We start from the raw sequence: 24,685 nt of genomic DNA on the forward strand, positions 1-24,685 counted from the left end.
TATATCCCCCCTTATTCCGCCGCCAATTCACCCGCCGGAACCAGAACCGCATTACGGGTCTCGTATTCCAGGGTGATTGTCTGGCCTGTATGATCCTCAAATGATTGCCCGATATTCGGCAGCGAGACCTTGATCTCTTTTCCACCTTCACCTTCGGTGAAAATGTTAAAGACGTTTCCTTCGAACTCTTCGTGTTTCACGCGCGCAGTAACAGAGTTTTCTCCGGGTGCCTGCGTCGAAGCGATCGCAAAGGCCTCGGGGCGCAGGAACATCATCGCGGCATCGCCTTCTTTCATTTTGCCTTGATTGGCTGTCGAAATGCGCGCAACAAGATCGCCACTGCGATTGGTCTCAATCAGCGCTTCATTTCCCATAACTTTCTTGATCTTTCCGCGAAACACGTTGTTTTCGCCGACAAATGACGCCGCAAATGCAGTGGATGGGTCATTATAGATCGTCTTACCATCCGCGATCTGGTCGATGACACCGGCTCGCATGACCGCAATACTGTCGGACATGGTAAGCGCCTCGCCCTGATCATGCGTAATGTAGATAAACGTAATGCCAACCCTCTGCTGAATTTCGCGTAGCTCTGTTCGCATATGTTGCCGCAATTTCAGGTCCAGCGCAGACAAAGGTTCGTCCAACAACAATACATCTGGTTCTGCACATAATGCGCGGGCAATCGCGACGCGTTGGCGCTGACCGCCTGACAATTCGCTAGGCAGTTTGTCCCCTTGGCCGGGAAGTGCGATCATGTCCAACAACTCATCAGCGCGCTTTCGACGCTGAGCAGCGGTTGCACCTTTGATCTCCATCGAAAAGGTGATGTTCTCCCACACTTTCATCAGCGGGAACAAAGCGAGGTTTTGGAAAATCAAAGCGGTCGGCCGTTTGTTCGGCCCGATGCCCTGCATGTTTTTTCCGCCGATCAGCACCTTCCCTTCACTTGGATCAAGAAAGCCTGAAACCGCCCGAAGGATCGTTGTCTTGCCGCACCCAGAAGGGCCCAGGAACGAGAAAAAGTCCCCACCGTTGATATTCACGTTGGCATCTCGGACGGCGACGAAATCGCCAAACCGGATCCACAGGTTTTCAAGATCTACACCGACCCCAGCACTCATCTCGGTATCTCCAATTGGTGCGATCGCGGTGCGCACCTTTCTTGTTTCCGTCACGCATAGGCGGACGGGCGGACAACCCTCCGCGACATCGCGGAGGGCACCGTTTCAAAGCGATCAGGCGCTTTTGAACTTGTTGACGAACTCTGTTCTGGTTTCGGCGTACCAAGGAGCTTCGGCGGGCCAAGGGTTCAGGTTGGCAAGCGAGTCACCCGGGTAAGCTTCGGCAAAGTTCTTTTTGTAGGTGTCGCCAGAGTACTGATCGGCGCCCAGAACTGGCGAGTTATAGCCGTGGCTGTCGATTGCCACACCTGCCGGTTTCGCCTGATAGGCGAAGTCGATGAACGCATAAATCTGGTCGATATTCGCCGCGCCCGTCGGAATGGACATACCATCGACCCAAGCCATCGCGCCTTCGACAGGTGCCTGATAGTGCACCGGCTCACCTGCGGATTTAAGCGCCAAAGGCGGGCCATCCCAAGTCTGACCGACAACAACACCTTCATTCAACAGGCCGTTCTTTTGGGTATCGGCATCGTTCCAGATCAACTTGATCCGGTTTTTGCGCGCGATGCACCAGTCAGTGATCTGACCCCAAACCTTCCGCATGGTCTCTTCGTCGTTGTAGGCAGACCAAACAGAACCAGGCTCCATCTCTCCTGAGCGTTCCATGTAAAGCCCGGCACCCAGCATCATCGAATGCGCGCGACCCATGGTTTTGCCTGCGTTTTCTTCGGACCAGATATCACCATAAGATGGCGCGTCACCCTCTGGCAACCACAGGTCTGTGCGGTAAGCGACGCCCTCGGTACCCCAGATGTGTGGCAACCAGTGGACGCCAGCATCGCCAAAGTTCCACGCATCTGTGCCGATCGCTGCCATAGCTGGGTTCACAAGGTCAACTGGCACTTTGTTCATGTCGAAAGGCTGCAGCAACTCCAGCGGCTCCCACTGCAAAGAGCGGTTGTTGGTCGGCGACACGATGTCGAAACCCTGCCCTTTGGTGGCCTTCATTTTGTTGATGATTTCCTCGTTCGACCCGATACCGGTATAGTTCACCTTGATGCCGGTCAGGGTTTCGAACTCTTGCAGGAAAGTGGGCGGCAGATAGTCGGACCACATGAGGATGTTTATTTCACCCGACGAAGCCAACGCGCTTTTGCTATAAAGCGGAGCGGCCAGCGCTGCGGCCCCTGCACCTTTGAGTATTGTACGTCTGGACAGGTTTTTCCGTTCAGTCATAGTCGTCTCTCCCGTTGTTAACTTTTTTGTTTTTGTGGTTACACGCTAGACTTTCCCGACACGGCTGTCAGTCCAAAAGTTTCAGTTCTTTTTTTCGATAGGTCCAGTTTTCATGAAATTCAGTCGTTTGGCGCAAAACGCCATCGTTAAGGCACCGCTTTAAGCTGCGCGGTTTTGAACGTAGCGCAATGCGGCCAAAACCCTACTGTCTCATTGAGATGCCATCGTGAAACAGATGAACTTTGTCCGGGTCCGCCGTGACCGAGACGGATTGACCACGCATGTTTCGCTGAACGCCAGGGAGCTTTGCAATCATCGGATCTGCACCCTCCTGAGCTGCAAAGTATAGCAGCGTCACCTCTCCAAGCGCCTCGGTGAAATCAACCAGCCCTTCTAAAATCGGGTTTTCATCTGTTGGACGAAAGTCTTCTGGACGCACACCGATATTGACCTTTTTACCCGCATCCGACGCGTTGGTCGGGATGCTTGACACGGCCTCTCCCCCGCCATCCAGTTTTACTGTGGTTTTTTCGCCGGTCTGCGTAATTACCCCCGGCAAAAGGTTCATTGCAGGCGAGCCTATGAATTGAGCGACAAATTCGTTTTGGGGTGTCTCATACAGCTCCAGCGGAGTGCCAACCTGGGCGATTCCCTTATTCGCCAAGACCACGATCCGGCTGGCCAATGTCATCGCCTCAACCTGATCATGCGTAACATAGATCATCGTGCTGTCCGGCATAGCCTCTTTCAGACGTGCAATTTCGATCCGCGTGGCGACCCGCAATGCGGCGTCCAGGTTCGACAACGGTTCGTCAAACAAATACACTTTGGGATCGCGCACGATGGCTCGACCGATGGCCACGCGTTGCCGCTGCCCGCCCGACAAAGCCTTAGGCAAGCGATCCAGAAACGGCTCAAGCTGCAAAATACGTGCCGCACGTTCAACTGCGGCATCCACTTCAGCCGCTGGCATTTTGGCGATCTTGAGCGCAAAAGCCATGTTCTCACGGACCGTCATGTGGGGATATAGCGCATAGCTTTGGAACACCATCGCAATGCCACGCTGTGCCGGGGGCACGTCGTTCATCACCTGACCCTCAATCTCAAGCGTCCCCCCCGAGATTTTTTCGAGCCCCGCAATCATCCGAAGCAATGTGGATTTCCCGCATCCAGACGGGCCCACGAAAACAATCAGTTCACCGGTTTCGATGTCCAGATTGATATTTTTAAGGACATCAACATTGCCATAGGTTTTGGCCACATCCGTGAGATTGAGTTCTGACATGGCTTATCCCCTCTCTTCGACCATCAAACAGAATTGGGCAGCGTCCAGGGACACCGTCCCTGTTCCCGCAACGCTGCCCAATTCCTCCCCGATCACCCGCCAACTGCCTTCAGGCAAGCCGACCTCAGCGGTGTCTGTCCCGAGGTTAAAGGCGCAAAAAACGCGCTCACTTGCATCCTCGCGATAGAACGTGAGAACAGATCCCGTTTGGGCCATCTTCTCTTGTGACCCCGCCATTAACGCCGGATGAGCATGCCGCAGCGCAATCGCAGCGCGATAATGATGCAGCATGGAGTTCTGGTCCCTTTCAAGCCGATCCACCGCGCGTTCTGCCTGCGCAGAACTGACCGGCAACCAAGGGCGGCTGGTGCTAAACCCGGATTGCTCGTCCTGTGACGCCCAGACCATTGGCGTTCGGCACCCATCACGACCCTTGAACTCGGGCCAGAATTCGATGCCGTACGGGTCCTGCAAATCTTCGAATGCGACGTCTGCTTCGGGTAGGCCCAGTTCCTCGCCTTGATATAGGCAAGCTGAACCGCGCAGGCACATCATCAAAACCGCGTATTGACGGATAGCCGTTTCGTCCAGATCCCATCGAGACGCATGGCGCTGCACGTCATGGTTCGAGAACGCCCAACAGGGCCACGCATCACCGGCTTTATCCTCGAGCTGATCGAAGACTTGTTTGGCATAGAGCGCCGTCAGTTTACGCTTTTCAAGAAACTCAAAGGCATAACACATGTGCATGCGCTTATCGCCGGACGTATACTCTCCCATGATCTCAAGACCGCGTTGGGCGTCACCAACCTCGCCCAAACAGGCGCGACCTTCGTATTCGTCGGTCAGCGCCCGTAGACGTTCAAGGAATGCGATGTTTTCCGGCTGGCTTTTTGAATACAGGTGATCCTGGTGGTTGTACGGATTGACCATCGGGGCAATCGACGCGTTGCGTTGATCCAGCGGCAGACCGGGATTGTCACGCAGTTGGTCGTCGTGGAAATAGAAGTTGATCGTGTCCAGACGGAACCCATCGACACCCAAATCCAGCCAAAACCTTGCAACATCCAGCAGCGCGTCCTGTACATCCTTGCAATGAAAATTCAGGTCCGGCTGCGACGTCAGAAAATTGTGCAGGTAATACTGCAGCCGCCGCGCATCCCATTGCCATGCAGAGCCGCCGAATATCGACAACCAGTTGTTCGGGGGCGTTCCATCCGGTTTGGGATCGGCCCAAACGTACCAATCCGATTTTGGGTTTTCCCGATTTGCGCGGCTCTCGCTAAACCAAGGGTGCTGGTCCGACGTGTGCGACAGAACCAGATCAATCATCACCTTCAGGCCATGACCATGCGCCTGATCCAGCAGATCCTTGAAATCAGCCATTGTGCCAAACATCGGATCAACATCCCGATAATCGCTGACATCATAGCCGAAGTCCTTCATCGGGGATTTGAAGAACGGAGATATCCAGATCGCATCGACCCCAAGAGAGGCAATATAGCCGAGACGCTGCGTGATGCCCTTCAGGTCGCCGATCCCGTCACCGTTACTATCCTGAAAGCTGCGCGGGTAGATCTGATAAATCACCCCACCGCGCCACCAATCCGCGTTTGCTCTGGTTGAGTTTGACGTTTTCACACTGTTTTGCACGTTCATCGGACGCCTCTATTTGACGGACCCGGCCAACAGACCGCGAACCAGGTATTTTTGCATTGCGAAGAAAACCATCAGCGGCACAGCAATCGACACGAAAGCCGCCGTGGCAAGAATTTCCCAGTTACCGCCGCGCGTTCCCAACAACTCGACGATTTGATTGGTCATGACGGTGGTTTGCCCTGAAGCGTCGATCAAAAACACTTTGGCAACCAGCAGATCGTTCCATGTCCATAAGAACTGGAAGATGGCAAAGGAGGCCAAAGCCGGGAAGCTGAGGGGCAGTATCAGCTTGGTGAATATCTGAAACTCGGTCGCACCATCGACCCGAGCGTTTTCAATCAGGTCGCGCGGAAGACCCGCCATATAATTGCGCAAAAGGTAGATCGCCAAAGGCATCCCAAACCCTGTGTGCGCCATCCAGACACCAAGGTAACCCTTTCCAATGCCGATATTCAGGTGGAATTTAAGTAAGGGGATCAGGGCCAATTGAAGTGGCACGACAAGCAGACCGACAACGGCAGCAATCAGTAGCGCACGACCCGGAAAATCCATCCATGCCAGGGCGTAGGCCGCAAAAGCAGCCACGAGAATTGGGATGATCGTGGCCGGAATGGTCACCGTCAGCGTGTTAAAAAAGGCGCGCCCCATGCTGTCTGTACTGTCTTCGGCCAGCAGGACTTTGTGGTAATTGTCCAACGTAAATTCGGGCGGCAACTCAGCGGTGACAAAGACACGCGCGCCCCGACTGCCCGAGAACGCCTCGGTATTTTCCATTCTGTAGTTGCCCTGGGCGTCCACCGTGACCGTGCCACCCCGGCGCAGTTCTGCCGTGTCGCCCGGAACAAATGCATCGACCGCGCGAGAGCTGACACCCCATTTCGAAATCGTCGCCGTTGTTCCGGCGTCAAACAGGTTACCCTCGATCACGTATAACCCGTTTTCTTGCACCTGAGTATCTGGCGGGGCGGTTCGCAGCGTCAGATTTTGTTCCGATGGAAACAGGGACTTCCACCAGCCGCTGGTTGCGATCTGGTCCGCTGTTCTAAACGATGAAATCAACAACCCCAGCGTCGGAACAACCCACAGCACCACCAAAAAGATGACCGAGGCATGGACGACCCAGCGCAGCGCCGGTTTGGTTCCTGCAATATCGCTCATGGCCTCACTCCATCTCTTTGCGCGCGTTGCGCACGTTCCAGATCAGGATTGGTGTCACCAGCAACATGATCACCATGGCCGAGGCAGATCCAACGCCCCAGTCATTGGCACGGAACAGTTTGTCATACATGTAGTTGGCCAATACCTGCGTCTCCCATTGGCCGTTGGTCATCGCGAACACGATGTCAAAGACCTTGAGGACGGTGATGGTGATCGTGGTCCAGACAACCAGAATGGTGGTTTTGATCTGCGGCACCTTGATACGGAAGAAAATCTGGAACGGGTTGGCGCCGTCCAGAATGGCGGCCTCGATGGTTTCTTCGGGAATTCCGCGCAGGGCGGCGGACAGGATCACCATGGCAAATCCTGTCTGAATCCAGATCAGCACCACCATCAGAAAGAAGCTGTTCCAAAACGGGATGGTCAGCCAGGTTTGCGGCTCGGTTCCACCGAAAAAGATATAGAGCGCGTTCAGCATCCCGATCTGATCTTGCTCAGCCGGGCGAGTGTCGTAGACCAGTTTCCAGATCACCGACGCGCCTACAAAAGAGATCGCCATCGGCATGAAGATCAGCGACTTTGCGACGTTGCCCCAGCGGATGCGGTCGGTTAGCTGCGCCACCAACAAACCAAACGCGGTCGACAGCGCAGGAACAATGATCAACCAGAACATATTGTTGCGCATGGCCTCCCAGAATTTGGGTTCGTTCGCCATCTGCACATAGTTGTCCAAGCCGACCCACTCGTACCCGCCCCCGGGCACCCGGTCTGTCAACGACAGGCGCAGTGTTTCGACCACTGGATAGGCCAGGTAAAGACCCAAAGCGGCAAGAGCCGGGAACAGGAACAGCCAAGGCCGGATCATATTGGCCCGGTTGATGTTACGCCCCGCATTGGGCCCCCGCGCGGGAAACAGGATTTTGTCCAGAAACTGGTTCGACAGGTAAAAATAGCCCACACAACCTGACACGCCGATAGCGATGGTCAGCAGGCCTTGTAATGCCGGATGCATGCCGCGTCTCCCTTGCGACGATGTGTTTAGGCAACCCGAAAAGACGGGTTGCCAGGGATCGAACGCTTAGTCGAGCGCTTCCCAAGAGGATTGGATTTCATCCGCAACCTCTTGAGCAGGTGCGCCGCCAGCGTAGTCAACCATGCCGGTCCAGAACGTACCGGCACCTACGCCACCAGGCATCAGGTCAGATCCATCAAACCGGAAGGTGGTCGCGCCCAGGAGAATGTCGTTCATCTTTTTCAAAGTTGGATCTGAGAACAGGGACGTATCCACACCCTTGTGCGGAGTCAGGAAACCGGTCAGCTGCATCCAGGTCTCATGCGCCTCGGGTGTCTGCAGATACTCGATCAGAGCATGCGCGCCGGGACTGTCATTGGTGATCGCCCAAAGGGTTCCGGCCCCCAGAACAGGGCTACCGAGATCCTTGCTTTCGTAGGCAGGGAAATAGAAGAAGTCCGCGTCTTCGCCAACAATCGTACCTTCGGGAAAGAACGCCGGAATGAACGAGGCCTGACGGTGCAGGTAGCATTGTGGCGGTGAGCTGAACATGCCCTTGGGGCTATCTCGGAAATCGGTGGTGGCAACTGCGCCTGCGCCGCCCGCGACATAGTCGTCATTGCGTGCAAAAGCACCGAATTCTTCGATGGCGGCAACAACCTTGGGGTCATTGAACTTCATCTCATTAGAGACCCAGGCGTCGTAATCCTCGGGCGATTGGGTCCGCAACATCAAGTCTTCGACCCAATCTGTCGCTGGCCATCCGGTCGCTCCGCCAGAGCCCAGACCGATGCACCACGGTGTCTCGCCATCCGCCACGATCTGGTCCGTCAGAGCCTTAAGCTCCTCCATCGTGGTTGGCACCTCGTAACCGGCATCCTCGAAGTTTTCGGGCACGTACCAGACCAGAGACTTCACATCGACCTTGTAGAAAAAGCCGTACAGGTGATCCTGCCCGTCGGCCCCTTCATACGTCCCCAAGTCAACCCAGGACTGGCCAGCTGCATAGTTGTCACGAATCCAATCTGCAGTTCCATCACCTAGCGGGGTCAGAAATCCCGACTTCGCCATATCCGCTGCCAACCCGGGCTGTGGGAAGACCGCCACATTGGGCGCAGAACCCGCTTCGGCGTCGATCCGGATCTGCTGTTCAAAACTGTCCGAGCCGACATAGGCGTACTCATGTCCGGTTGCTGCGGCAAAGCCATCCAAGACCTTTTCAACGTTTTCCTGATCCGGGCCCAACCACGGGCCGAACACGGTGACCTTGTCGGCCTGCGCCGCGCCCGCCATCAGGGCGAACGCTGCCGCACCTGTGTAAAGCGAGTGTTTCATGAAGTATCCTCCCAACATTTTCACGCGCATGTGACTCGTTTTTCAAAGCGCTTTGAATGGCAGGTTTTATCCGCCAACAATCACGCTCTGTCAATAATTCGTTTTTCTTCGGCGATAATTTTAATAAAGGCAGATGTTTCGCGAAAAATGTTGACCTATGCGCGATTTGCCCACAAAACGTTTTAAGCATGAATTTGAAGGCGCTTTGAATACTATGAACCTAAAGCAGCTCTCAGAAACCCTCGGGCTTTCGCAGACAACGGTAAGTCGCGCACTAAACGGATACCCCGAAGTGAACGAAGCCACGCGGGAACGGGTTCAGGCGGCGGCGGCCAAGTATGGGTATCGCCCGAACAGCCGGGCGAAAGGGTTGGCTACAGGCCGGTCAATGGTTATTGGACATGTCATCCCCAGCTCATCCCAGCATGAAATGGTAAACCCGATCTTTGGCGATTTCGTCGCCGGTGCCGCCCGCACTTATGCTGAACATGGCTATGACATGATGTTCACGAATGCCGACGACACGTCAATCGAACGCGCCTACCGGGACCTTTTTCAACGCGGAGCCGTCGACGGCGTGGTTCTGCAAGGCCCAAAGGTCAACGAACACCGCATCGAAGTTCTGAACCGCATGGCTGTTCCCTTTATCGTACATGGGCGCTCGACCGGTGTTGAGGTCCCCTATGACTGGATTGATGTGAACAACAAAAGCTCGTTTCTGCGCGCAACTAGGTTCCTGATCGACCTAGGTCACCGCCGGATTGCACTGATAAACGGGCTTGAGGATATGGACTTCGCACAAAGACGTCGCGCCGGGTATCTGGAAGCCCTGGGTGAGGCCGGGTTGACCGTTGACCCGGCCTTGATGCGCAGCGCCGAGATGACCGAGGTTTATGGACATCGCGAAACGCGAGACATGCTCCAGTTGGAAAACCCGCCGACGGCGATACTTATTTCATCCATGATTTCAGCCATAGGGGTTCGCCGCGCTTTGAACGAAGCCGGTCTGAAAATGGGTCGCGATGTATCTGTCATCGCGCATGACGATGATCTGTCCTATTTGAAAAACGGACAGAACGTTCCAATTTTCACGGCGACAAGGTCTTCCGTCCGCCAAGCCGGGGAAATGGCCGCTGAAATGCTGATAGATCGGATCAAATCACCGGATGATCCGGTAAAAACTAGATTGCTGGAGGCCGAACTGGTAGTTGGCGGCTCAACCGGCCCCGTTCCCAACAGGTTCTGACAATGAAATATACCCGTACTGACTTCCCCAAAGATTTCATCTTTGGTGTCGCAACTTCTGCTTACCAGATCGAAGGTCATGCACAGGGAGGCGCGGGAGAAACCCATTGGGATACGTTTGCCAGAACACCGGGAAATGTGGTGCGTCAGGAAAATGGGGATCTGGCTTGCGATCATCTGAACCGCTTTGCGCAAGACTTCGATCTGGTCCGGGATGCTGGATTTGACAGCTACCGCTTCTCGACCAGTTGGGCCCGCGTCATGCCTGAAGGCCGCGGAACAGTAAACGAGGCTGGGCTGGACTACTACGACAGGCTTGCAGACGCGCTGTTGGAGCGCGGCATCCGTCCCTGTGCAACACTCTATCATTGGGAACTACCTTCCGCGCTGGCCGATTTGGGTGGTTGGCGAAACCGGGATATCGCCGGGTGGTTTGCGGACTTCACCGAAGTCATCATGGGCCGGATCGGCGATCGGATGTACAGCGTTGCGCCCATCAACGAACCTTGGTGCGTCAGTTGGCTCAGCCATTTTGATGGTCATCATGCACCCGGTCTGCGCGACATCCGGGCCACTGCGCGTGCGATGCATCATGTTCTGCTGGCCCACGGAAGCGCGATCGAGGCTATGCGCGGTTTGGGCATGTCAAATCTTGGCGCAGTATTCAATCTGGAATGGGCTGAACCCGCAGATGACAGCGCAGCAGCACAAAAGGCAGCCGATCTTTACGATGGAATTTACAATCGCTTTTTCCTGAGCGGCGTTTTCAACAAAGCCTACCCAGAGAACGTTCTGGAAGGGCTTGAACCGCATTTGCCTACAGGCTGGCAGGATGATTTTCCCACCATTGGCACCCCCGTCGATTGGTGTGGCCTGAACTACTACACACGCAAACTGATCGCACCTGCGGAGACCTCTTGGCCCAGTTTACAAGAAGTCCCCGGGCCACTGCCGAAAACGCAAATGGGCTGGGAAATCGAACCCTCCGCTCTCACCCGGTTTCTGAAACGGGCGGCAGATGACTATACCAAAGACCTGCCGGTCTATGTCACAGAAAACGGCATGGCCAGCCCCGAACGACGGCAGGATGACGACCGGATTGATTACTTGAACAAACACCTTGGTGCTGTACAGGACGCTTTAGATGTCGGTGTGCCGGTCAAGGGGTATTTCATATGGTCGCTGCTGGACAATTACGAATGGGCTTTGGGATATGAGAAACGTTTCGGGCTGGTTGACGTTGACTTTGAAACGATGGAGCGCACGCCCAAAGCTTCGTATCAGGCACTGAAAACGGCGCTGTCTCAGGGTTCCGTATCATTGCCTCTGGCCCAGCCAGCAGGCGCCATGCACGAGCATTGGAACCTTGTCGCCGACATTGGCGGCACAAACACGCGGCTTGGCGTAATCTCAAATGGAAAACTGACCGAGCTTCGCAAGTCGCCAACAGGTCAACTTCCTCAATTGCTGGAGGCGTTTCAAAGCCTGCGAGACGAAACAGGTACTGATCCACGTGCCGTGGTCGCAGCCGGGGCCGGGCCCGTTCACAATGGAACGATCCGCCTGACGAATGCCCAGCTTGACCTTTCCGAAGGCGATATCGCCCAGGCGACCGGAGCACAGCATACCTTTGTGATCAACGATTTCACCGCTGCTGCATGGTCGGTTGCGGAGGTCACGGGCGATGATGTTGACGTGCTGCAAGGCCTTCAAACCCCACCGGTCGGGACCCGTCTTGTCGTAGGCCCCGGCACAGGGCTTGGCGTCGGTTCGCTTTTGCACTCGAACGGCAGGTTTCACACCGTATCTGGTGAGGGCGGTCATGTGGGGTTGTCGCCCCGACAGGAAGATGAAGTCGAGATTTTCCGCGCCGCGCGTCAGGTCGCACCAGAGTGTTTTTTTGACGACACCCTGACGCTTGAAGCTGAGATGTTCCTGAGCGGCACCGGATTGCCAATTTTGTACCAAGCTATTGGTCTTGCTGCTGGTCAAACCGTATCCAAGGAAAGGTCGGCCAAATCCATACTCGAAGCCGCGCGCGACAACTCTGATCCGTTAGCTGCAAAGGCGGCTCATATGTTCACAACGCATCTGGGGGCTGTGATGGGCGATTTGGCCGTCGTCATGATGCCTGCGGGCGGGGTGTTCCTTGTTGGCGGTGTAGCCGAAAAAAACCGTTGGCTGTTCAAAGACGCGTTCCGCGATGCCTTCAACGCCGGGGGTCGGTTCAGTGATTTACGCAGGTCCATGAACCTTTATGTCTCGAAACAGGACGAATTTGGCATTGTTGGCGCTAACAACTTCTGTAAAAGTGCGCTTGCGCGGTAGATTGACCGCCTGACACTCGGACACAGAAAGGACCCGGCATGATCTTATGCTGCGGTGAAGCCCTGATTGATATGATCGCCGCCCCAACAGTTTCAGGCGAACAAGGTTTTGTGCCGCATTCCGGCGGCGCGATCTTCAACACGGCCATCGCGTTGGGCCGATTGGGTGCTTCTGCCGGAATGCTTACCGGTCTTTCGACAGACATGTTCGGAGTGCAACTGACCGAAGCGTTGAAAGCCAGCCATGTCGACGTAAGCCAGGTCATCTTTTCAGACCGCCCATCGACTTTGGCATTCGTACAACTTGTGGACGGCCACGCCACCTACAACTTTATCGATGATAACTCGGCTGGTCGTATGCTGATGCCGCAGGACATGCCACAGCAGTTACCGGCCGTGTCCGCCCTATATTTCGGGGGAATAAGCCTGGCATGTGAGCCTTGCGCTGATGCCTACGCTGCCCTTCTGGAACGGTTTGGACCGGAACGTGCGGTCATGATGGATCCAAATATTAGACCCGGCTTCATTCAGGACCAGACCCGGTATCGCGCGCGTTTGAACCGTATGATTGCTCAGACGGATATTCTAAAGGTTTCCGATGAAGATCTTGATTGGATCATCCCCGGCCCAGAAGACATTTCGCAAAAGGTGTCGCTACTGCTGCAAACGGGTCCCGCTGTCGTGATTGTAACCAAAGGCAGCGACGGTGCAGTTGGGTACCTTGCAAACGGCGGTGAAACCTCAGTGCCGGTGAATAAAGTCGATGTCGTCGATACGGTTGGCGCGGGCGACACCTTTAACGCTGGCGTTTTGGCCGAATTGGACCGCGCGCAACATCTGACAAAGCAAGGGCTGCGCAGCGTGGGGTCAGACGCATTGCACGCCGCGTTGACAAAAGGTGCAGAAGTGGCCGCCGTCACCGTATCCCGTGCCGGGGCCAATCCGCCTTGGGCACATGAACTTTGACCCGCGAGAGGGACACCAATGAAACGATCTGAGATCAACGCAATCAAGACAGAAGCCGAAGCATTCATCCGGTCCTTCGGCACGGTGTTACCCCCATTCGCTGATTGGTCTCCAGATCGGTTACGCAGCGACGAGGCGAAAGGCATCCGTGAACGGGGTCTGGGCTGGGACATAACCGATTATGGTCAGGGAAAGTTCGACGAACTAGGGTTGTTCCTGTTCACCCTCCGCAACGGTGATGTGGCCGATCTGAACAAAGGCCGGGGTATGCTCTATGCCGAGAAGCTGTTGGTTTCTCGGGACAAACAACTCTCACCCATGCATCGCCATATCATCAAGGCAGAAGACATAATCAACCGCGGCGGAGGGGACCTTGTGATGGAGATTTACGCCTCTGACCCCGACGGCGGTATTGACCGCGAGAACCCGGTGACGGTGCCTAGCGACAATTGCCCTGTAACCATTAAGCCGGGCGAATTGCTGCGCCTAAAGCCCGGCCAAAGCGTTACCCTGATGCCCGGCATTTGGCATGCCTTTTGGGCCGAACAAGGGGACTGCCTTATCGGCGAGGTTTCGACCGTGAACGACGACCGGACGGACAACGTGTTCGAAGACCCGATCCCGCGTTTCGCAACCATCGAAGAAGACACAACTCCGGACTTTTTGCTTGTCGCGGATTACTAAGATCAATTCGGGTCAGCGATGAAACGGCCACGTCTATTACTGGCGTCTGGATAAGCTCTTTCCCTAAAAAGGAAAAACCGATTACCATATCGTTAATTCAGTAAGCGATACGGGCGTATGCCCGGTCAGGTTTGAAAGGGCCGTCACGATGGTAACAAAAGCCGAGCTGGAAGCAGAGGTCGCCGAACTTCGCCGACAACTGGCTGAACACACCAAGACAGAGCCACCAAAAGGCGAAGAAAGCGCAAGTGCATCCTTTACCGACAATCTCGATGCGTGGTCTGCCCAAATCGACGAAGTGCTGACCGAATTTGAGGATCTGCCGCATAAGAAACCGATCCTCTTTGCGCTTGGTGTTTTTGCGGTTGGCTACCTTATCGGTCGGTCCCGGTAGGAGTGCGCAAATGAGCCGTATCTCACGCAATATCTCGATCATCCTGCGCGCAGAACGCCTTATCGCTCAGCGTCAGGTCGCTGTAGCGGCCAAAAAGACAGGGTTCTACATCGCTGCGGGTTTTGCCGTAGGCCTTGCCGTCATAATGCTGAACGTGGCCGCTTTTTTCTGGTTGTCCGCAGCGCTCACCAAACCTGCCGCGGCGCTTATTCTGGCTGGTGTAAACCTGCTGGTCGCAGTGGGGCTGGCCCTTTTCGCGAACGGAATGACGCCGCCAACGGACACATCTGCAGCGATCGAACTACGTGATATGGCCCTGCAAGACATCGAATCCGAGATCAAGGAAAGCCTGTCTGAAGCTCGAGACGCCGTAACCGGTATAAGGCGTGACCCGATAGGGACGCTTACGCCAGACATCGTCAGCGCAATTCTAAGCACAGCGATCAGATACGCGCGCAGTCGCAAGAAATCTGACGACTGAACCTATCGAAGCATACTCGCCGCCGCGCGCGCGATGACCATCTCTTCGTTCGTTGGGATATTCAAGATGCGTACGCGACTGAAATCGGTGGAAAGAACCGTCCCGCCATCAGCATTCCGGGCATGATCCAGTTCGATCCCGATCCATCGCATGCCCTCGCAAACCAGTTGCCGGATCTTGGCCGAGTTTTCCCCGACACCACCAGTGAAGACCAGCGCGTCGATCCCCTCCAGCGCGGCTGACAGCGCTCCAAGCTCACGGCGAATACGGAAGACGTAATAATCAATGGCATTGCGCGCTTCGGGCGCATCTGCAGCAAGCAAAGTGCGCATATCCGAAGAGATCCCAGACAACCCCAACAAGCCGGATTTACGATAAAGCACCTCGGCGATTTCGTCCGCGGTCATTCCGTCTTGTTGCATCATGTAAAGCACGACACCCGGATCGAGCTGCCCGCTGCGTGTACCCATGGGCAAACCATCCAAAGCCGAAAAGCCCATGGTCGACGCGACGGCCCGCCCGCCCGATACCGCACACATGGAAGCGCCATTGCCAAGATGCGCGATAACGACCCGACCGTCATAGAGGCCCGGCGCGATTTCCTTCAGCTTTTGCGAGACATAGTCATAGCTGAGGCCGTGGAAACCGTACCGCCTCACCCCTTTTTCATAGTAGCTTTGCGGCAGCGCGAACGTATCGTTAACCCACGGGTGCGTGCGATGAAACGCTGTGTCAAAGCAAGCGATCTGAGTGGTGCCCGGAAAAGCCGCGCTTGCGGCACGGATGCCGGCAAGGCTGTAAGGCTGATGCAGAGGTGCAAACGGGATGAAGCTGCTTAGGGTTTCGATGACGCCGTCGTCGATCAGAACGGGCTCAGAATAGATCGTACCGCCGTGGACAACCCGGTGCCCGATGGCCCGGACATGGATATCTGGCAGATATTCCCGCGCTGTCTCAAGAAACGCATGGATCGCTTCGTCATGTGTTTTGGTATTCGCCAATGGTCGGTTGATCGACCGGCCACCCGCGGACTGTGCCATCAGACGCGGTGCATCCCCAAGCCGTTCAATCTGACCCCGCCATCGCATGCTTGGGCGGTTATCTTCGACCAATTCGTACAGTGCGAATTTCAACGACGAGGAACCGGCGTTCAACGCCAATACGTGATCAGCCATGGATTATACCCTTCGTTGCAACTGCGTGTAGTGCGGCCACCGCGCAGGATGCCAAGCGCGATGCGTCATCGTCCGATCGAGACGTCAGAATGATTGGCGCGGCAGCCCCAAGAACGATACCAGCAGCTTCGGCGTGGGAAATAAAGGTCAGCTGTTTGGCCACCATGTTCCCCGCCTCGATATTCGGGGCGACAAGAATATCGGCTGCGCCGCCAACCTCGGATTTGATCCCCTTGGTTCGGGCCGCATTCAGATCAATCGCGTTGTCCATCGCCAAGGGTCCATCCACCAGACCGCCGGTTATCTGACCCCTCTCAGCCATCTTGGACAAAAGCGCCGCATCAACTGATGACGGCATGTGCGGGTTTATAGTTTCCACAGCAGATAACACGCCAACCTTGGGTGTCTGGATTCCGATCGAATGGGCCAGATGAATAGCGTTCTGGACAATATCCGCCTTGGTTTCCAAATCCGGCGCGATGTTCACCGCAGCGTCTGTAACCATAATCGGGCGCGACATGCCGGGAACGTCCATAACGAAAACATGCGACAAGCGACGCCCCGTGCGCAGCCCTTTTTCACGGCGCAAGACGGCGTGCAGCAGTTCATCCGTGTGAAGATATCCCTTCATCAAGGTCTGCGCGCGCCCCTCGAAAACAAGATCAACCGCACGGTGTGCTGCCAACCTGTGGGTAGTTGCCTCGACGATTTCGATCCCGTCCAAGTCGGCATCCAACTCTGCGGCAGCCTTGGCAATTCTGTCTGGATCGCCCACTAGAATGGGTAAAATGATCCCGTTGGAATAGGCAAGCAGCGCGCCCCCAAGCGAATTTGGATCCTCGGGTGCCACCACGGCAGTTGGCATCGGCTCCAGCGGTCGGGCTTTTTCAAGCAGAGCATCAAAATGGCGATGCCGCTGTACCACAAGACCCGGCACTTCGACCGAGTCGAATTCCATGTGTTGGGTCGGCGGCGTGACCTGAACAGAACCGCTTAGCACCTGAATATTATCGCCCACTCGGTGTACTTCTGTTGTGCATACCAAATCGCCGTCGTCGCGCTTTTCAGCGACTGTGACAAAGGCAGTCAGCTCATCACCGGCCACCACTGGTGCGTGAAACGTTAAGTCCACGCGACGGGTCTGTGTACCCGCACCCGGCAAAATATTACCCAAAACAGCGGCGATAAGCGCTGCTGGCCAAAGCGCAGGGGCGATCGCTTCTGGTCGCCCATCCCCATCCCCGTCATAGGCAGCAAGGTGCAGCGGGTTGTGATCGCCCGATGCTGACGCAAAGGCATATAGGTCGTCTACTGTGCACAACCGCGTCAACTGTGCCTGATCTCCGACGTTCAGTTGTGAAAAGGTCCGATTTTCCAATATCTTCATGATCTGTCAGCTTTGCTGTTGGCAGCGGGTCTGTTGCAAGGAACGCTGATCTGGAATTGAGAGGTCGTCGCCGTTGTAGGCTTCGGGTCAGTCAGGTCAAGCGCCATAACTAATTCCCATGAAATTGCGACAATTCGATTACGTCTGTTTTCGTATTGACCAGAAATACGATCTCGGGCAATGACGCGACAGATGGTTCCCAAAGGCTGAGCCCCAGGGATGAAAAGGGAATACGGTGAGGCGCGTGAACTCGAGCCAAATCCGTAACTGCCCCCGCAACTGTAAGCGGTGAGCGACGCCAATTTCCCACTGGCCCACTTGGGCCGGGAAGGGTGGCATAGCGTTGATCCGTAAGTCAGGAGACCTGCCATCTGAAGTGTAACCAACCCGGGGCGGGGTGTCCTGGAAGGAGGCATCATGGCGCTGCATACGCCGGCTGGCATCGTTTCCAAATCACCCGGCTCACGGGCGTTCAGCAGGCCGTGCCATGTCTAACGCGGCAGATCACGTTCTTTTGGTATGCTCAACCTGTCGCGGGACCGTGAACGCCGACGCAATTGCAGCGGCTTTGCGCCCGGAACTTCCCAGTAGTTTTGTCATCCGAACCGTCGATTGCATGGCCGGATGTGCATCCCCAACCACGGTTGGGTTTCAGGGAAACGGAAAAGCACATTACCTCTTTGGAGGAATTGAAACGGCGCAAGACCTCGATGCTCTGGCCGAATTTGCGCGCCAATATGATAAAAGCGTCGACGGTTGGACAAACGCCTCAGATCGACCTGCCGCCCTATACGAAAAGACGCTGGCGCGCATACCTGCCTTGGTTGTGAGGCCAGAGAAATGAGCCAGAAAACCTTTTTGCAGGCCAGTGACGTAAGCTATTTTGCCCAATCCGGTGAGGCGTTGCTGCAGGATGTTTCATTCGACCTTGAGGAAGGCTCTATCCTTGCAATTGCGGGGCCGAATGGCGCGGGCAAAACCACACTTTTGAACCTGCTATGTGGCGCAGAGACGCTGGTTCACGGCGATATAGAAATCAAAGGGCGTAGTCTTCGCGCATTGTCGGCGGTCGAACGGGCAAGGATGATCGCAGTTGTCAGTCAGCAAGAGCTGCCCGACGGCCGCTTGTTCCTTAAAGACTATGTTGCTTTGGGCCAGATACCGATCCAGGCAGACCGCTCTGTCGATCAGCACGCACGGGATTTAGACCGCATTCTCGATCGTACTGGTCTGACCGCGTTGGCGAACAAGCGTATGGCCGTTTTGTCCGGTGGTGAACGCCAACGGGCGCATATTGCGCGTGCGCTGGCACAAAGACCGTCGCTTTTGTTTCTGGACGAGCCGACAAACCATCTGGATCCGGACGCCAAGGGTCGAATGCTTTCCTTGATTGCAGATCTTGGAATCACCGTGGTGATGATCGTTCATGATCTGGTCATGATCCCTGAGTTCGCCACCCATGTGGCATTGATGAAATCTGCGAGGCTGTCCGGGTTTGGTGCAGTGGCCGACGTTCTGACAGCTGAGCGGGTACGTGACACCTTTGGCGTTGAGTACCTGCGCTTTCACCACGAAGGGCGCGAGATCCCGGCGCTCGATATCCGAAAATCCTCTGTTTCAAATTCTAACCGGAGTTCCCCTGAATGAAACTAGTTGTGTCTATGGCTTTGATTGCAGCCATGACAGGCGGTGTTGCAGCGCATGAAATCACCGTCGACAATTGCGGTGAACCGCTTGTGTTCGAAACACAACCCGAACGTCTGGTTGTTCATGATATGAACATGACCGACATGGCTTTTGCCTTGGGTCTGCAAGACAAAATCGTAGGTCTTACAGGTATCACCGGTTGGTATAAGACAAGCCCCGAGTTCGATACCCTGCGAGGTGACATTCCCGAACTTGCTCCGAAATATCCCACCATCGAAAATCTGGTTGCGGCAGAGCCAGACCTGTTTTTTGCCGGATGGTACTATGGCATGCGACCTGGTGGCGAGGTGACGCCGGATACTTTGGCACCGTTCGGGATCAAGACAATGATCCTTACGGAAAGCTGTGTCCACATCAACAAAGACCGTCCGGTGGCCAGCATGGACCTTTTGTTCGACGATGTATTGCGCCTGGGGCAAGTGATGCATGTCGAAGAAAAAGCCGAAACCTTGGTTCGAGATTGGAGAGATGAGCTTGCCAAAATCCAAGCACAAACGGCGGGTCTTACAAAACCTCGCGTCTTTCTTCTGGATGGTCCGGCAGACGCGCCATTTACCGCAGGTAAATTTGCAATACCGGATGCGATGATTGCGGCGGCGGGTGGAGAAAACGTAACCCATAACATGGACACCAGTTGGGGTCGCACGTCATGGGAGACTGTAGCCGCCGCCAACCCAGAATTCCTTGTATTGCTGGACTATCAAACAGGAAACGGTGCCGAAGACACGTTCAGGTTTCTTCAGGAACACCCCGTTATGTCCCTAACCGATGCCGTGAAAAACAAACGCTGGATCGGCTTGCGTTACGAGGAACTGACACCCGGACCCGCAAATATCGAGGCAATCTCGAAAATGGCGCGGGCCATGCATCCTGACCTGAATTAAGTTGGGGCACTTGGGTCTGACATTGCTTGGGGGGGCGGCCATTCTGGCGGCCCTCTTGTTGGTTTCAACAGTCTACGGAACGACCCACATACCTGTGTCGGAGACTTTCGATGCCGTTCTGTTGGGAACCGGTCTGTCAGTTGGCGAAATGTCCCCCCGTCATCGCATCGTGTTCGATCTGCGCTTACCGCGGGCTCTTTTCGCGGCGGTTATTGGCGCAGGCCTCGGCGTCGTCGGCGTAGTGTTGCAGACCACCACGCGAAACGACCTAGCCGATCCGTTTTTGTTCGGGCTGTCTTCCGGTGCGGCGGCAGGGGCTGTGTTTGTCATCACCGTTACCGGCGATATTCTTGGGGTCTGGACTTTGCCTCTGGCCGCCTTTTGCGGAGGGTTGGTGGCCTCGGGCATCGTGCTGGCTTTGGTGCATGGCTTGCGCACCAGTGCACCCGAAAAACTGATATTGGCCGGGCTCGCGGTGTCATTTCTTTTTTCCGCAGTAACCAATTATTTGATTTTTGCCGGAGACAATCGCGCGGCGCATTCTGTGATTTTCTGGATGCTGGGTGGTCTCGGTCTGGCCAGATGGGAGATGTTTCCATTGGTCTGCGCCGGTTTGCTGCTGGTTCTGGCATACGCACTTTACCGAGGGCGTTGGCTGGACGCTTTGCTCACCGGTGATCTGACGGCAACGACGTTGGGTGTTCCGGTTCAGGGGTTGAGGTTCAAAATGTTCTTCGTTGCGGCACTGGCGACGGCTGCATTCGTGTCAGTAGCGGGCGTTATCGGGTTTGTAGGCCTGATGGTGCCGCACATTGCTCGCGGCATCGCCGGCCCGTTGCACCACCATCTGATTCCAACAGCGGCAGTTGTTGGGGCGGTCCTGTTGACCGGGTCCGACATACTCAGCCGCCTCATACTTGCCCCGCAGGAATTACCTGTGGGTATCGTAACGACTTCTTTGGGTTCGGTATTCGTTTTCATTCTGCTTTTGCGCACAGCCAAGCAAAAACGATGACGCGCTCATGTCCCATGTGGGCACAATTCGCTCCGCTTGATCAAAAACGGATTCGACCGCATGATCTCAGAATGAGTTTTGAGGTCGGCCCTTGGCTGAAAGAACTTGGACTGGACCAGTATACTGACGCGTTTTTGGAGAATGACGTCGACGGTCGTGCTTTGCCGCTTCTGACAAATGATGACCTCAAGGAAATCGGTGTCTCTCTCGGGCATCGGAAAATTCTTCTGGCCGCTATCGAAAGCATGAAACAGCTGCCTGAAAGCACAGCTAGTACACCTCAAGTCTCACCCCAGCCTCCCACTCCCGCCACAGCCGAGCGAAGGCATCTGACTGTATTCTTCGCTGACCTTGTTGGTTCGACCGAACTGACAAACCGGCTCGACCCTGAAGACATGCGCCTGTTGTTACAGAACTATCAGGATGCTGTGGCGGGTGCCGTATCCAGATACGGTGGATATGTCGCCAAGTATCTGGGTGATGGGCTTTTGGTTTTTTTCGGCTGGCCCAGAGCGTTTGAAGACCACGCAATCCGCGCCATCAAAGCCGGGTTGGACTCTGTTGCGCGTGTTCAGAACTTGAAGACACCAGACGGCCAACCGCTGGCCGCACGGATCGGGATAGCAAGCGGTGACGTTGTTGTTGGTGATACCATCGGCGAAAACACCCACGAAGAAGGCGCGATGACCGGGCCAATCCTGAATCTTGCAGCACGTTTGCAAGAAAAAGCCCTTCCGAACTCGGTCGTGGTGACACGGGAAGAAACCGAAGCAAGCCTGCACCGGATTTTCGAGTTTTCCTCTTTGGGCGCGACACAATTGAAGGGCTTCGACGAACCGCGTGAGCTGATGCAGGTGGTATCCGAACACCAAGCGGAAAGTCGGTTCAAGGCATCCTATAGCGAGGATACCAGTACCGAACTTGTGGGCCGCAGTTTTGAAAAGGGCATCTTACAACAAACATGGCAGCGTGCGCGAACAGGGCATGGCGAAGTCATCCTGCTGGCAGGCGAACCCGGTATCGGCAAATCTCGGCTGACAGAAGAGTTTCTGAACGATGAAACCATCTTGGACCACGCCGATATCATCCGGCTGAATTGCTCGCCCTACCTGACAAGCAGCCCATTCCACCCTGTGACCGAGCGCATCTCAAGCGATGCAGGCGTAGAGCCCGGGTTTGATGACAATCTGGTTCTAAGTCACGTGCGCGACATGTTGAGTTCTAGGCAGGGATTAGAACTGGATCAGGTCTTACCCGTTTTCGCAGCTTTGGTGGCACCGCGCAGCGATCCTGCTCGGGAAGTTCTGGAACTGTCGCCTAGGGAACAACGGGACCTTACTATCCAGACCTTGATCAACACTGTAAAAGCGCGCTCAAAGGTAAAACCCGTCATTTTATGCGTCGAAGACGCCCATTGGATCGACCCATCCACCAATGCGCTTTTGGAGCGGTTTCGAGCGATCTGCTCGGACTTACCGCTTATGATCCTGATCACGCATCGCCCCGGGTGGGATCTGAAACAAGATGACGGCGATCCCCATGTGCAAACCCTGCACCTACGGCGGTTCGACTACGCGCAGGTTGCCAATCTGATAAAGAACATATCTGGTCGCGATCCGGATGATCAGCTTGTCAAACTAATCGTCGAAAAAACGGATGGCGTACCGTTGTTTGTCGAAGAACTGACCAGCGCCTATCTGGACGCTGGCGAAGACGGAAACATCGCGGTGCCTTCGTCATTAAAAGGCGCGTTGATGGCCCGTTTGGATGCCGTATCACCACAGGCCAAACAAGTTGCACTCGCGGGGGCAGTCATCGGGCGGGAATTCTCGTCCGACGTCCTTTCCGATGCAATGAGCCAAAGCATTGAGTCTGTGAATCCAGGATTGAACGAACTCTGCAAATCCGGCCTGATTTTTGAAAGCGGCAACAGCAAAGGCAACTATGTTTTCCGTCACGCTTTGATAAGGGACACCGCCTACCAATCCATGCTGAGCTCTACCCGCCGACAACAGCACGCAAGTGTTGCGGCCGCGTTGACCCGCCTGCGCGCGGCTGAGATTGCCCGTCGCCCAGAGCTTGTCGCGCACCACCTCACTGAAGCACAAGACTGGACCGCAGCGTTTTCCAACTGGCAGGTGGCTACAGAGATGGCTCTTGCCCGGTCGGCCAGCCAGGAAGCAATGGTCAATGCAAACGAAACGCTGAACGCGGCCAAGAACCTTGGATCGCAGCAAAGCGTTGAGACAATCAAGGCAATGGTCCTTGTAGGGCGCAGCTACGACAGTTTGGGCGAATTGCCTCAGGGAATAGCAACACTCAAGAAAGCTTCGGACGCCGCACGATCGCTTGGCCATGCAGAGCTTTCCGCCGAAATCGCACATCACTTTGCCGACTCGTGCATGATGTCGAGCCAGCGCCACAATGAGGCTATCGAGCTTTGCCTTGATGCGCTTCGCGAACTGCCCGAAGACGACGAAAGGCGGCAATGCCAGTTGATGAGCCAGCTGGCACGCGCGTATCTGTTTGTTGGTCAACTCTCGGAAGGCGCACGATACGGGCATCAATCAATGGAACTTGCCGCTAGGTTGGGGGATCATAAATCACAGTTTTCCGTGATGATGATGCGTTTCGGCGCGCCGTTTGTGGCACGCCAGGACGAAGAGGCGCAAAACTGGCGCCAAAACCTGAAAGCCATGCACACAGTGGCGGAAAAGCTGGGAACTATTGACCAGGGTCGTGACCGTACGCTCAGCCTGTTTGTCGGGATGGAAATGGCCGATCGGGCGTTAGTGGATCGATCCTTGAAACTTTTGACCGAAGTTTCGCAGAAAGATAACCACCTTCAGCTCTATTGGGTTCAAATCCATGCCCGGGCGATGATTGCCATCATGGATGGCGACTGGGCACAGGCTGAGAAATTCGCGAACGAAGCCGTCAAAATAGGGCGCAAAACCCACGGGAAACACATCGAAGGCGTCTATGGCGTCCAGATGTTCACTATTCGGCGCGAACAGAACAGGTTGCACGAAGTCGCTCCGGTCATAAAGAAACTGATGTCGGATGATCCCGAAGACGCAAAGTGGAAACCCGGCTTTGGCCTTATTGCTGCTGAACTTGGTTATCTTGAACCCGCTGAGCGTATCTTGAACGAACTGGCTGAAAACGGCTTCACCTTGCCGGCAGATGCAATGTATTCGACTACCCTGTCCTATCTGGCCGATATCTGCGATGCCGTGGGACGTAAGGATCATGCAGAAACGCTGTTCGACATGCTTCTGCCCTACGAAGACCTAACCATCACTGCTGGCGCAACGACGGTTTGCACAGGTGCTGCCGCGCGCCGCCTTGGTAAGCTGGCCGCCCTTTTGGGAGATTGGGAAACAACTGAACATATGTTCACCAAAGCGATTGAGATAGACACACGCATGGCCAGCCCGCCCTGGATCGCGCATAGCAAAGCTGCGTTCGCCGCTTGTATGCGAAAATTCGGGCATAGGCAGAACATGGAAACGGCATTTCGCCTTGAGGCCGAAGCGTTGGCAACTGCGCAAAATTTAGGTATGGTTGCACTTATGTCTAAGCTTGAAGGTACAGTGAGTTAGTCC

At 55.3% G+C, this 24,685-nt stretch carries 20 protein-coding genes, 1 pseudogene and 1 riboswitch; of the genes and pseudogenes, 12 read left to right on the plus strand and 9 right to left on the minus strand.

Annotated features, from left to right (window positions below):
* Positions 1-11: 11 nt before the first annotated feature.
* The 7 genes from ACR0BD_RS06955 to ACR0BD_RS06985 form a co-directional block, all read right to left on the minus strand.
* Complete coding sequence (locus ACR0BD_RS06955) at positions 12-1,124, minus strand: ABC transporter ATP-binding protein (protein WP_480829622.1); 1,113 nt, start codon at positions 1,122-1,124, stop codon at positions 12-14.
* 114 nt (positions 1,125-1,238) lie between these two features.
* On the minus strand, positions 1,239-2,363 hold the full coding sequence (locus tag ACR0BD_RS06960) for an extracellular solute-binding protein (protein WP_480829623.1): 1,125 nt from the start codon (positions 2,361-2,363) through the stop codon (positions 1,239-1,241).
* Positions 2,364-2,565: 202 nt separating this feature from the next.
* Positions 2,566-3,648 (minus strand): ABC transporter ATP-binding protein, encoded by a 1,083-nt coding sequence (locus tag ACR0BD_RS06965; protein ID WP_480829624.1) that lies wholly within the window; start codon positions 3,646-3,648, stop codon positions 2,566-2,568.
* Between the two features lie 3 nt (positions 3,649-3,651).
* Complete coding sequence (locus tag ACR0BD_RS06970; protein ID WP_480829626.1) at positions 3,652-5,307, minus strand: alpha-amylase family glycosyl hydrolase; 1,656 nt, start codon at positions 5,305-5,307, stop codon at positions 3,652-3,654.
* A gap of 9 nt (positions 5,308-5,316) precedes the next feature.
* Positions 5,317-6,465: a carbohydrate ABC transporter permease gene (locus tag ACR0BD_RS06975; RefSeq protein ID WP_480829628.1), complete on the minus strand. Its 1,149-nt coding sequence runs from the start codon at positions 6,463-6,465 to the stop codon at positions 5,317-5,319.
* 4 nt (positions 6,466-6,469) lie between these two features.
* Positions 6,470-7,477, minus strand: coding sequence for a carbohydrate ABC transporter permease (locus ACR0BD_RS06980; protein WP_480696850.1), 1,008 nt, complete (start codon positions 7,475-7,477; stop codon positions 6,470-6,472).
* Between the two features lie 66 nt (positions 7,478-7,543).
* A complete protein-coding gene (locus ACR0BD_RS06985) occupies positions 7,544-8,812 on the minus strand; it encodes an ABC transporter substrate-binding protein (RefSeq protein ID WP_480696852.1) in 1,269 nt (422 codons plus the stop codon).
* 214 nt (positions 8,813-9,026) lie between these two features.
* Here ACR0BD_RS06985 and ACR0BD_RS06990 point away from each other — a divergent pair, with 214 nt between their 5' ends.
* The 7 genes and pseudogenes from ACR0BD_RS06990 to ACR0BD_RS07020 all read left to right on the plus strand — a co-directional run bounded on the left by ACR0BD_RS06990 (position 9,027) and on the right by ACR0BD_RS07020 (position 14,909).
* Entirely contained in the window at positions 9,027-10,058 is a 1,032-nt protein-coding gene (locus ACR0BD_RS06990; protein WP_480829630.1) for a LacI family DNA-binding transcriptional regulator, read from the plus strand.
* A 2-nt stretch (positions 10,059-10,060) separates the two neighbouring features.
* Positions 10,061-11,365 (plus strand): annotated as a pseudogene (locus ACR0BD_RS06995) (GH1 family beta-glucosidase); the annotation flags it as partial.
* A 39-nt stretch (positions 11,366-11,404) separates the two neighbouring features.
* A complete protein-coding gene (locus tag ACR0BD_RS07000; RefSeq protein ID WP_480829866.1) occupies positions 11,405-12,385 on the plus strand; it encodes a glucokinase in 981 nt (326 codons plus the stop codon).
* A 38-nt stretch (positions 12,386-12,423) separates the two neighbouring features.
* Positions 12,424-13,350: a carbohydrate kinase family protein gene (locus ACR0BD_RS07005; protein WP_480829631.1), complete on the plus strand. Its 927-nt coding sequence runs from the start codon at positions 12,424-12,426 to the stop codon at positions 13,348-13,350.
* Between the two features lie 18 nt (positions 13,351-13,368).
* Positions 13,369-14,034: a D-lyxose/D-mannose family sugar isomerase gene (locus tag ACR0BD_RS07010; protein WP_480829632.1), complete on the plus strand. Its 666-nt coding sequence runs from the start codon at positions 13,369-13,371 to the stop codon at positions 14,032-14,034.
* 148 nt (positions 14,035-14,182) lie between these two features.
* On the plus strand, positions 14,183-14,428 hold the full coding sequence (locus ACR0BD_RS07015; protein ID WP_480696860.1) for a hypothetical protein: 246 nt from the start codon (positions 14,183-14,185) through the stop codon (positions 14,426-14,428).
* A 10-nt stretch (positions 14,429-14,438) separates the two neighbouring features.
* Positions 14,439-14,909 (plus strand): phage holin family protein, encoded by a 471-nt coding sequence (locus ACR0BD_RS07020; RefSeq protein WP_480696862.1) that lies wholly within the window; start codon positions 14,439-14,441, stop codon positions 14,907-14,909.
* Positions 14,910-14,911: 2 nt separating this feature from the next.
* Here the strand turns inward: ACR0BD_RS07020 and ACR0BD_RS07025 are convergent, their stop codons facing one another.
* Both ACR0BD_RS07025 and ACR0BD_RS07030 read right to left on the minus strand, forming a co-directional pair.
* Entirely contained in the window at positions 14,912-16,084 is a 1,173-nt protein-coding gene (locus ACR0BD_RS07025; protein WP_480829634.1) for an acetate/propionate family kinase, read from the minus strand.
* Positions 16,077-17,471, minus strand: a complete 1,395-nt coding sequence (locus ACR0BD_RS07030; protein ID WP_480829635.1) for a bifunctional enoyl-CoA hydratase/phosphate acetyltransferase — start codon at positions 17,469-17,471, stop codon at positions 16,077-16,079. The genes ACR0BD_RS07025 and ACR0BD_RS07030 overlap by 8 nt, the downstream gene beginning before the upstream one ends.
* Positions 17,472-17,647: 176 nt before the next feature.
* Positions 17,648-17,857: riboswitch (cobalamin riboswitch) on the plus strand.
* Between the two features lie 101 nt (positions 17,858-17,958).
* Here ACR0BD_RS07030 and ACR0BD_RS07035 point away from each other — a divergent pair.
* From ACR0BD_RS07035 to ACR0BD_RS07055, 5 genes are all read left to right on the plus strand, one after another.
* On the plus strand, positions 17,959-18,315 hold the full coding sequence (locus tag ACR0BD_RS07035) for a DUF1636 family protein (RefSeq protein WP_480829637.1): 357 nt from the start codon (positions 17,959-17,961) through the stop codon (positions 18,313-18,315).
* On the plus strand, positions 18,312-19,118 hold the full coding sequence (locus tag ACR0BD_RS07040) for an ABC transporter ATP-binding protein (protein ID WP_480829639.1): 807 nt from the start codon (positions 18,312-18,314) through the stop codon (positions 19,116-19,118). The genes ACR0BD_RS07035 and ACR0BD_RS07040 overlap by 4 nt, the downstream gene beginning before the upstream one ends.
* On the plus strand, positions 19,115-20,062 hold the full coding sequence (locus ACR0BD_RS07045) for an ABC transporter substrate-binding protein (protein WP_480829641.1): 948 nt from the start codon (positions 19,115-19,117) through the stop codon (positions 20,060-20,062). The genes ACR0BD_RS07040 and ACR0BD_RS07045 overlap by 4 nt, the downstream gene beginning before the upstream one ends.
* A gap of 22 nt (positions 20,063-20,084) precedes the next feature.
* The gene (locus ACR0BD_RS07050) at positions 20,085-21,077 is read left to right on the plus strand and encodes a FecCD family ABC transporter permease (protein WP_480829867.1); all 993 of its coding nucleotides are present in this window, start codon (positions 20,085-20,087) and stop codon (positions 21,075-21,077) included.
* A gap of 71 nt (positions 21,078-21,148) precedes the next feature.
* Positions 21,149-24,682, plus strand: coding sequence for an adenylate/guanylate cyclase domain-containing protein (locus ACR0BD_RS07055; RefSeq protein WP_480829642.1), 3,534 nt, complete (start codon positions 21,149-21,151; stop codon positions 24,680-24,682).
* Positions 24,683-24,685: the final 3 nt, after the last annotated feature.

Source organism: Ruegeria sp. G5, assembly GCF_056533365.1.

Coding starts and splice junctions, on each gene's coding strand:
- ACR0BD_RS06955 (WP_480829622.1), bottom strand. CDS start 1,124: ATGAGTGCTGGGGTCGGTGTAGATCTTGAAAACCTGTGGATCCGGTTT.
- ACR0BD_RS06960 (WP_480829623.1), bottom strand. CDS start 2,363: ATGACTGAACGGAAAAACCTGTCCAGACGTACAATACTCAAAGGTGCA.
- ACR0BD_RS06965 (WP_480829624.1), bottom strand. CDS start 3,648: ATGTCAGAACTCAATCTCACGGATGTGGCCAAAACCTATGGCAATGTT.
- ACR0BD_RS06970 (WP_480829626.1), bottom strand. CDS start 5,307: ATGAACGTGCAAAACAGTGTGAAAACGTCAAACTCAACCAGAGCAAAC.
- ACR0BD_RS06975 (WP_480829628.1), bottom strand. CDS start 6,465: ATGAGCGATATTGCAGGAACCAAACCGGCGCTGCGCTGGGTCGTCCAT.
- ACR0BD_RS06980 (WP_480696850.1), bottom strand. CDS start 7,477: ATGCATCCGGCATTACAAGGCCTGCTGACCATCGCTATCGGCGTGTCA.
- ACR0BD_RS06985 (WP_480696852.1), bottom strand. CDS start 8,812: ATGAAACACTCGCTTTACACAGGTGCGGCAGCGTTCGCCCTGATGGCG.
- ACR0BD_RS06990 (WP_480829630.1), top strand. CDS start 9,027: ATGAACCTAAAGCAGCTCTCAGAAACCCTCGGGCTTTCGCAGACAACG.
- ACR0BD_RS07000 (WP_480829866.1), top strand. CDS start 11,405: ATGCACGAGCATTGGAACCTTGTCGCCGACATTGGCGGCACAAACACG.
- ACR0BD_RS07005 (WP_480829631.1), top strand. CDS start 12,424: ATGATCTTATGCTGCGGTGAAGCCCTGATTGATATGATCGCCGCCCCA.
- ACR0BD_RS07010 (WP_480829632.1), top strand. CDS start 13,369: ATGAAACGATCTGAGATCAACGCAATCAAGACAGAAGCCGAAGCATTC.
- ACR0BD_RS07015 (WP_480696860.1), top strand. CDS start 14,183: ATGGTAACAAAAGCCGAGCTGGAAGCAGAGGTCGCCGAACTTCGCCGA.
- ACR0BD_RS07020 (WP_480696862.1), top strand. CDS start 14,439: ATGAGCCGTATCTCACGCAATATCTCGATCATCCTGCGCGCAGAACGC.
- ACR0BD_RS07025 (WP_480829634.1), bottom strand. CDS start 16,084: ATGGCTGATCACGTATTGGCGTTGAACGCCGGTTCCTCGTCGTTGAAA.
- ACR0BD_RS07030 (WP_480829635.1), bottom strand. CDS start 17,471: ATGAAGATATTGGAAAATCGGACCTTTTCACAACTGAACGTCGGAGAT.
- ACR0BD_RS07035 (WP_480829637.1), top strand. CDS start 17,959: ATGTCTAACGCGGCAGATCACGTTCTTTTGGTATGCTCAACCTGTCGC.
- ACR0BD_RS07040 (WP_480829639.1), top strand. CDS start 18,312: ATGAGCCAGAAAACCTTTTTGCAGGCCAGTGACGTAAGCTATTTTGCC.
- ACR0BD_RS07045 (WP_480829641.1), top strand. CDS start 19,115: ATGAAACTAGTTGTGTCTATGGCTTTGATTGCAGCCATGACAGGCGGT.
- ACR0BD_RS07055 (WP_480829642.1), top strand. CDS start 21,149: ATGAGTTTTGAGGTCGGCCCTTGGCTGAAAGAACTTGGACTGGACCAG.